This window comes from Ideonella sp., assembly GCF_036277275.1.
GTDB lineage: Bacteria > Pseudomonadota > Gammaproteobacteria > Burkholderiales > Burkholderiaceae_C > Ideonella.
This window is the reverse complement of the sequence record NZ_DASUNH010000046.1, coordinates 1-3,351: the sequence shown is the minus strand read 5'-3', so window position 1 is coordinate 3,351 and position 3,351 is coordinate 1. Positions and strand designations below refer to the sequence as shown.

The following is a 3,351-nucleotide window of genomic DNA, read 5'->3' as shown; positions in this document are numbered from 1 at the left end:
CAAGTACACGATCAACATCAACACCGAGATGAACTACTGGCCTGCCGGGCCGGGGAACATCGGCGAGTGCTTCGAGCCGCTGCTGAAGATGGTGGAAGACCTCGCCGTCACCGGCGCGCGCACCGCGCGCAACAGCTACGGCGCCCGTGGCTGGATGGCGCACCACAACACCGACCTCTGGCGCGCCACCGCGCCCATCGACGGCCCGCTGTGGGGCATGTGGCCCACCGGCGGCGCCTGGCTATGCACCACGCTCTGGGACCACTACCAGTACCACCCGACTCCCGCGCTGCTGCGTCGCCTGGTGCCGCTGTTCACCGGCGCGTCGCAGTTCTTCCTCGACACGCTGGTCGAAGACCCGAAGGGCCGCGGCCTGATCACCTCGCCGTCGATCTCGCCCGAGAACGAGCACCACCCCAAGGTCGCCCTGTGCGCCGGGCCGGCGATGGACAGCCAGATCCTGCGCGACCTGTTCGAGGCCACCCTCGAGGCCCGCGCCCAACTCGGCGAAACCGACCCCGCCTTCGCCGAGGCCGTGCGCAAGACCCGCGCACGCCTGCCCGCCGACCGCATCGGCGCCCAGGGCCAGCTGCAGGAGTGGCTGGACGACTGGGACGCGATCGCCGCCGAGCAGCAGCACCGCCACGTGTCGCACCTGTACGCCGTCTACCCCAGCGGGCAGATCAACGTGCGCGACACGCCGCAGTTGGCCCAGGCCGCCCGCGTCACGCTCAACGCGCGCGGCGACGAGAGCACCGGCTGGGCAACCGCCTGGCGGCTGGCGCTGTGGGCGCGGCTGGGCAACGGCGAGCGTGCCTACAAGATCCTCCAGGGCTTGCTGGGGCCGTGGCGCACTTACCCCAACATGTTCGATGCCCACCCGCCCTTCCAGATCGACGGCAACTTCGGCGGCGCGGCCGGCATCCTGGAGATGATCGTGCAGTCCTGGGGCGACGAGGTGCACCTGCTGCCGGCCCTGCCCAAGGCCTGGCCGAAAGGCGAGCTGCGCGGCGTGCGCGTGCGCGGCGGCACCGAGCTCGACATCACCTGGGCACGCGGCGAACCCATCGCGGTGGCGCTGCGCGGCAGGCCCGGTGCCGTCGTGCGGCTTCGGCATGGCGAGCAGCGCGTGACGATCACGCTGGATGGCGCCGGCCGTGCCGCCTTCAAGCCATGAAGGGCCCCTCCAACGGTTCGCCCGCCGCGTCCGGCCGCCGAGGCTTCGTGGGCGCTGCCCTGGGCAGCGGCCTGGCCGCCATGGCCGGCCTGCCCGCGGCCCACGCTGCTGGCGCCAGCCCGGCCCATGCCACCGATGGCGCCGCCGAGCCCGGCTTGCCCTTCCACGCCTGGGCACCCACCCCGCCGATGGGCTGGAACAGCTGGGACGCGTTCGGCGCCAGCATCACCGAGGCCGAGTACCTCGACAACGCCCGCATCCTGGCCGAGCGCTTCCTGCCGGTGGGCTATGACGTCGCCACGGTCGACATCCAGTGGTACGAGGCCGGCGCCACCTCGTCGTGGTACCGCCCCTTCGCTCCGCTGGTGCTCGACGCCCATGGCCGCCCGCAGCCCGCCCCGAACCGCTTCCCCAGCGCCTCGGGCGGCCGGGGCTTCGCACCGCTGGCCGAGCAGGTGCACCGCATGGGGCTGCGTTTCGGCGTGCACATCATGCGCGGCATCCCGCGCCAGGCAGTGGGGCTGGAGCTGCCCATCGCCGGCAGCCGGTACCGCTGCAACGAAGTCGCCAACCCAGGCTCGACCTGCGCGTGGAACACCGACATGTGCGGCGTGAACCCCGCGCACCCCGGCGCCTTTGACTGGTACCGCGCCTGGTTCGCCCAGCTGGCCGAGTGGGGGGTGGACTTCGTCAAGGTCGACGACATCGCCGCGCCCCACTACCACGCGAAGGAAGTCGAGCTGATCCGCCGCGCGATCGACGCCACCGGCCGTCCGATGGTGCTGAGCCTGTCGCCCGGCCCGTCGCAGCCGGAGCAGGCTGCCCACCTGCAGGCCCACGCCAACCAATGGCGGGTGTGCAACGACTTCTGGGACACCTGGCCGCAGCTGCGCGACAACCTGACCAATCTGGTGAGGTGGGCGCCGCACGCCCGCCCCGGCGCCTGGCCCGACGCCGACATGCTGCCGGTGGGCAAGATCGGCCTGCGCAACTACGACGGCGAACCGGCCCAGCTCGGCGAGCGCGACACCCGCTTCACCCGCGACGAGCAGGTGCTGATGCTCACCGCCTGGGCCTGCGCCCGCAGCCCGTTGATCCTCGGCAACGACCTGCGCCGGCTCGACGACTGGACCCTGCGCCTGGTCACCAACCCCGAGGTGCTGGCGCTGCTGCGCGTGCCGGGCTCGCGCGAGTGGCACAGCAGCGGCGAGGGCCATCGCTTCGTCTGCCACGGCCCGCAAGGCACCTGGGCGGCCTGGCTCAACACCGGCGAGGCGGCGTGGCACACGCAGATGCCCGGCTGGCTGCCCGACGCCCGCCGCGACTGCTGGGCGCGTGCCGACCTGCCCGCGGGCACCCGCACGCTGACCGTGCCGCCGCACAGCGCGCGCCTGGTGCGCTGCGGCGCTGCCGCCCAAGGCCAGCTGCGCAAGGCCTGACCCCATCGACCTGAAAACCATGAGACTCCTGACGACCACCTTGTTGTGCTCCCTGGCACTGCTGGCCGGAAGGCCAGCCTGTGCGCAAGCCGTTACCACCGCGCCCTCGGCGGGCGCGATGCGCGACATCCTGTGCGAGTACGGCGCGATCTCCAAGACGGAGCACGGCCCCGCAGGCGGCTGGCGCAAGACGTGGGCGCAGTTCGTCACCCGCTCGGCCTTCCAGCACGGCCTGGTGCCCGTGTGGGACGGCTCCACGGGCAACCACACCTTCGGCCTGTTCGACCGCAAGACGGGCGCCCAGGGCCACCCGGACCTCATCAAGACCATCGTCGATGCAGGCAGGCAAGAAGGCATCTGGCGCAGCACCCCATGAACAGCACCACCCTGTCCCGACGCAAGGCGCTGAAGGCCGCGCTTGCCGGAGCCGCGACACCGCTGATCACGTCGGCGGCAACGCCCTCGATCGCTTCATCGCCCGACACCGCGAGCACCCTGGCACCCGAGGGCGGCCCGGCCGGGCCGGCGCGGGCGGCGGAATGGGTGCTGGCGACGCCGCAGGGCACGCTGCGGGTCAGCCCGCTCAGCGACCGGGCGCTGCGCGTGCGCTTCCTTCCTCCGAAGGCTGCCGCCGAGGCGCCGCCGAGCCTGGTGCTGCTGCCAGGCCGCGCCACGCCGCTCATGAAGCAGACATCGCGTGCAGGCAGCACGCGCCTGGAACTGCCGGCCATCCGC

Annotated in this window: 4 protein-coding genes; all 4 read left to right on the top strand. The window is 72.5% G+C overall.

Features of this window, described 5'->3' with window-relative positions; translation table 11 throughout:
• On the top strand, window positions 1-1,177 hold a 1,177-nt coding region (locus VFY73_RS09335; RefSeq protein ID WP_333783673.1), incomplete at its 5' end, for a glycosyl hydrolase family 95 catalytic domain-containing protein.
• Entirely contained in the window at window positions 1,174-2,616 is a 1,443-nt protein-coding gene (locus tag VFY73_RS09330) for a glycoside hydrolase family 27 protein (protein WP_329717950.1), read from the top strand. The genes VFY73_RS09335 and VFY73_RS09330, both read left to right, overlap by 4 nt.
• 19 nt (window positions 2,617-2,635) lie before the next feature.
• Window positions 2,636-2,992 (top strand): hypothetical protein, encoded by a 357-nt coding sequence (locus VFY73_RS09325; RefSeq protein WP_329717948.1) that lies wholly within the window; start codon window positions 2,636-2,638, stop codon window positions 2,990-2,992.
• On the top strand, window positions 2,989-3,351 hold a 363-nt coding region (locus tag VFY73_RS09320), incomplete at its 3' end, for a hypothetical protein (protein ID WP_329717946.1). The genes VFY73_RS09325 and VFY73_RS09320, both read left to right, overlap by 4 nt.

Excerpts from the sequence above, each read along its gene's own strand:
- VFY73_RS09330 (WP_329717950.1), top strand. The coding sequence starts at position 1,174 with ATGAAGGGCCCCTCCAACGGTTCGCCCGCCGCGTCCGGCCGCCGAGGC.
- VFY73_RS09325 (WP_329717948.1), top strand. The coding sequence starts at position 2,636 with ATGAGACTCCTGACGACCACCTTGTTGTGCTCCCTGGCACTGCTGGCC.